This window comes from Streptomyces niveus (assembly GCF_001723055.1).
Lineage (GTDB): Bacteria > Actinomycetota > Actinomycetes > Streptomycetales > Streptomycetaceae > Streptomyces > Streptomyces niveus.
This window is the reverse complement of the sequence record NZ_MDCR01000369.1, coordinates 1-4,610: the sequence shown is the minus strand read 5'-3', so window position 1 is coordinate 4,610 and position 4,610 is coordinate 1. Positions and strand designations below refer to the sequence as shown.

Here is a 4,610-nt window from a genome sequence, read left to right as displayed (position 1 = left end):
CACTTCATGAGCACCACCACCAGCAACGAGCCCAACCCGCTGACCGGGGTCGTCGTCGCGACCGCGCTGCCGTACCGGCAGGACCCGGCCGCCCCGGCGGGCCTGGCCGTCGACTACGACGCGTACGCGGAGCACTGCCGCTGGCTCGTCGACAACGGCTGCGACGGGGTCGGCCCCAACGGATCGCTGGGCGAGTACTCCTCGCTCACCGACGAGGAGCGGCGCACCGTCGCCCGTACGGCCATCGAGGCGGTACGCGGCCGGGGCAAGGTCGTCGTCGGCGTGCACGGGCCAGGCTCGCACCAGGCCGTGCGGTGGGCCGAGGCGGCGGCGGAGGACGGCGCCGACGGGGTGCTCTGTCTGCCCCCGACGATGTACCGGGCGAGCCCGACCGAGGTCGTGGCGCACTTCGAGGCCGTGGCCGCCGTCGGGCTGCCGGTCATGGTCTACAACAACCCCGTGGACACGAAGGTCGACCTGACACCCGAACTCCTCGCGGAGATAGCCGGGATCGACAACGTGCTCGCGGTCAAGGAGTTCTCCGGCGACGTGCGCCGCGTGCTGGAGATCAAGGAGCGGGCGCCGGGCATCGACGTGATCAGCGGCGCGGACGACGTGGCGCTGGAGAGCCTGCTGATGGGCGCCACCGGGTGGTTCGCCGGCTTCCCCAACGTCTTCCCCGCCGAGTCCGCGCGGCTGTTCCGACTCGCCACGGCGGGACGTCTGGAGGAGGCCCGCGCGCTCTACCGGCCGCTGGTCGCAGCGTTCCGGTGGGACTCGCGTACCGAGTTCGTGCAGGCGATCAAGCTCGGCATGGAGATGGTCGGCCGCTACGGCGGCCCGTGCCGCCCGCCGCGCGGCCCGCTGATCCCCGCGCACCGGGAGCAGATCACCGCCGAGATGCGGCAGGCGATCGACTTCCTCGCGGCGGAAGCCGGGGAGCGCGTCTGATGCGCAGCGTACGGACGATCAGCGCGGTCGACTCCCACACGGAGGGCATGCCGACCCGCGTGGTCACCGGCGGCGTCGCGCCCGTCCCCGGCGCCACGATGGCCGAGCGCCGCCGCTACGCCATGGAGCACCTGGACCCGCTGCGCCGTTTCCTGATGGACGAGCCTCGCGGCCATCCGGCGATGAGCGGCGCGATCCTGCAACCGCCGACGCGTGCGGACGCGGACTGGGGCGTGCTGTACATCGAGGTCAGCGGGTTCCTGCCGATGTGCGGGCACGGGACGATCGGCGTTGCGACGGTGCTGGTGGAGACCGGGATGGTGCCGGTCACCGAGCCCGAGACGCTGGTACGCCTGGACACCCCGGCCGGTCTGGTCGAGGCGCGGGTGACGGTTCGCGACGGGGTCGCGGAGAAGGTCACGCTACGCAATGTGGACGCGTTCGCGCTGGAACTCGACGCGAGCGTGCGGGTGCCGGGGCTCGGTGAGGTCCGGTACGACATGGCGTACGGCGGCAACTTCTACGCCGTCGTGGACCTGGCGTCCCTCGGGCTGCCCTTCGACCGCGCGCGCAAGGACGACATCCTCGCGGCGGGCCTCGCGATCTCGGCGGCCATCGACGCGCACCACCCACCGGTCCACCCGGCGGACCCGCTGATCCGCGGCTGCAAACACGTCCAGTTCCTCGCCCCCGACTCGACCGCCCGCCACTCCCGCAACGCGATGGCCATCCAGCCGGGCTGGTTCGACCGCTCCCCGTGCGGCACGGGCACCTGCGCCCGAATGGCCCAGCTCCACGCCCGCGGAGAGCTGCCCCTGGACACGGAGTTCACCAACGAGTCATTCATCGGGACCCGGTTCACGGGCCGGCTGCTGGGTACGAGCGAGGTCGGGGGCGTACCGGCGGTGGTGCCGGAGTTCTCGGGCCGCGCGTGGATCACGGGGACGGCCAACTACCTGCTGGATCCCACGGATCCGTTCCCGGACGGCTTCGTGCTCTGAGTGGTGCCCGTCGCGTGCCGGTGGAGGTGCGGTACGGCGTGACGGCCGGCCAGGCGGCCCTGGCGTGGACCCGCCCGACCGTCCGCGCGCGTACCGTCGGGTGGCGGACTCAGGCGCCGCAGAACGGCACCGTACGCAGGTAGCCCCCCAGGTTCTCGTCGTCAGTTCCGACGGCGGCGTCGGTGGAGGCGGGGAGGCACTCCAGAGCCTCGATCTTGTATCCCGGGAAGGTTCCCAGCACGGACGGGGACGGCGCGAGGGTGACCCGGACTCGGCCGGCCGACGAGACGTTCACCCGGCCCAGGTCGCTGACCGCGGAGTCGAACGGGCCGTCGTCGCCGGCGTCCGAGGCCGAACTCGCCAGGATGCGGCCGGAGTTCGTCACCGAGATGTCGGAGATGTGGCGCGTCGCGTCGCCCGTCGGGTACGTCGCCCGGTAGGCCCGGCTCGTCACGGCGCCGAACAGCGTCTGGCCCCACGAGGCGAACGAGAGCGGCGCCGCGTACAGCGTGGCGGGACGGGCCGTGCCGGTTCCGCGGGCCGCCCACAGGGCGGCGAGCCTGCCGTTCTGCGAGACGAGCGCGAAGCTCTCGAAGTCGTCGTCCTCGCCGATCGCGGGCAGCGGCGCGTAGTCGACGACCGTGGCCGTGGAGCCGGTGACCGTCAGTCGGTAGACGATGCCGCGAGCGGCGAGCGCCACGTACTCCCCGGGCGCGCCGGGGACGGCCTCGATCGCTTCCAGGTCGACGGGTTCAGGGCCGTCCCAGGTGATCGGGGAGACACTGGCGGAGCCTTCCCGCTGGGTGACCCGGGAGAGCCGGGGCTGTCCGGCGCGCTTGTTGTCGTGCACGATCAGGGCGTGCGACCCGGCGCCGTCCGCGGTGGGGCCCTCGTACGCGATGCCGCTGACACCGCTGCGGGAGTCGGCGCCCACCGTCTGCCACTCGTCGGCCGCGCCGGCCGGGGTGGCGCCGAGCACCGTCAGGAGCGCGGTCGCCGCGGCCAGCCGGGCCACGCGACGTGAGATCGGGAGTTCCACTGGGTTGCTCGCCTTCCTTCGCCGTACGGCGCGTGGTCACGCGCCGGGCGTCAGGTTATTGATCATGGCGAGCGGGGCCCAACGGCCTTTACGCCATTGGGGCGTCGGCGTCAGTCGTGGCGTCGGTCGTGGTCCGGGACCGGTCGCGCTCGTGGAGGTACTCACCGGTCTCGGCGGACGCGCGCAGCATCGCGAGGGCGCGCGTGTGGAGGCGGTGGCGGCGCTCGGCGATCGCGGACGCCGCCGACGCCGGGGACGTGACGTCGCGCAGCTCGCCGAGAAGCGGCGCGATCTGCGCGAGCACGTACCCGCCGCGGCGCAGCTGATGAACGATGGTGGCGTCGCGTACGTCGCCCGGCCCGTACGTCCGGTACCCGGTGGCGGGATCCCGGCGCGGGTGGAGCAGCCCGGCCCGCTCCCAGCGCCGCAGGGTGGCCGGGCGCAGGCCGAGCCGGTGGGCGAGGGCGCCGATGGTGTTGTCACGCTGCGAGGGACGTTCCTCGGGTGCGTGGGTCAGCTCCGTCAGTGCCCGCTCGACCGCGTCGAGGGTCTGCCGGTCGGCGAGCAGTTCGGCGTGGCCCCGGTCGATGACGGTGAGCGCCTCTTCGGTCCGGCCGGTGTTGAGCAGCGTCATGACCGAGCGGGCGGCGGCGTGGCCGTGGGCGGGGACCAGGGCGAGAAAGGTCCGCAGGGCGGCGACGTGCACGCGCGTGTAGCGCCGGTACCCGGAGTCGGTGCGCTCGGCGGCGGGCAGGATGCCGGCGGCTTCGTAGTTGCGTACGGCCTGGCCGGACAGCCCGTGGGGGCGTGCGAGATCCACGGGTCTCATGTTCACCGCCGTTTGAGGGTTGCGGCCATTGTTACGGGCATTAAGGACCTTAAAGTTTAAACCGTAACATCAAAGATACCATCGAATCCATGGCAATTGACGAATCGATGCACACCTCCGTCGAGTGGTCCCTGAACGAGCGGGCACGGCAGTCCCGGCTGCTGGGCCTGGGCGAGCCCTTCCACGGTGAGGAGACCTTCCCGCGGCTGCGCAACGACCTGCTGCGGGGGCTGGTCGACCGGGACCGCTGCCGATGTGTGGCGCTGGAATCGGACTGTCTCGCGGGACGCCTGGTCGACGACCACGTACGCGGCGGCACCTGGCACCTCGACCAGGTGATGGCCGACGGCTTCAGCCACGGGTTCGGGGCCTCGCCGGCCAACCGCGCGCTGGTGACCTGGCTCGGCGAGCACAACCGGAGCCGCCCCTCGGCCGACCAGGTGCGGTTCGCCGGATTCGACGCGCCGATGGAGAACAGCGCGGAGAGCGGGGCGCACAGCCCGCGCGCCGCCCTCGACACACTGCACACCTTCCTGACGGCCAACAGCGCGACCGTGCCGCACGCGTGGGCCCGGATCGAGGATCTGCTGGGCGACGAAGCCCGGTGGACCAACCCCGCCGCCACGATGGATCCCGCGCAGTCCATCGGCGACACGGCGGAGGTCCGCGAACTGCGGCTGATCGCCGACGACCTCGGGCGGCTGCTCACCTCCCGGGCGCCGCAGTTCACCGAGGACGGCTCGGTGGAGGCGCTGCGGGACGCCGAACTCGGCGCCCGTACCGCCACCGG

General features: G+C 72.6%; 5 protein-coding genes. 3 read left to right on the top strand and 2 right to left on the bottom strand.

The genetic code is table 11. The annotated features are described in order from the left end of the window. Positions 1–6: 6 nt before the first annotated feature. Complete coding sequence (locus BHU15_RS33175) at positions 7–951, top strand: dihydrodipicolinate synthase family protein (protein ID WP_069630524.1); 945 nt, start codon at positions 7–9, stop codon at positions 949–951. Continuing rightward, positions 951–1,952: a proline racemase family protein gene (locus BHU15_RS33170; protein WP_023537187.1), complete on the top strand. Its 1,002-nt coding sequence runs from the start codon at positions 951–953 to the stop codon at positions 1,950–1,952. The genes BHU15_RS33175 and BHU15_RS33170 overlap by 1 nt, the downstream gene beginning before the upstream one ends. A 109-nt stretch (positions 1,953–2,061) precedes the next feature. Here the strand turns inward: BHU15_RS33170 and BHU15_RS33165 are convergent, their stop codons facing one another. Both BHU15_RS33165 and BHU15_RS33160 read right to left on the bottom strand, forming a co-directional pair. Then, entirely contained in the window at positions 2,062–2,991 is a 930-nt protein-coding gene (locus BHU15_RS33165; protein WP_069630523.1) for a hypothetical protein, read from the bottom strand. 88 nt (positions 2,992–3,079) lie between these two features. Continuing rightward, a complete protein-coding gene (locus BHU15_RS33160; protein ID WP_069630522.1) occupies positions 3,080–3,820 on the bottom strand; it encodes a MerR family transcriptional regulator in 741 nt (246 codons plus the stop codon). An 89-nt stretch (positions 3,821–3,909) separates the two neighbouring features. Here BHU15_RS33160 and BHU15_RS33155 point away from each other — a divergent pair. Continuing rightward, positions 3,910–4,610: erythromycin esterase family protein (locus BHU15_RS33155; RefSeq protein WP_141726930.1), on the top strand; the 701-nt coding region annotated here is incomplete at its 3' end.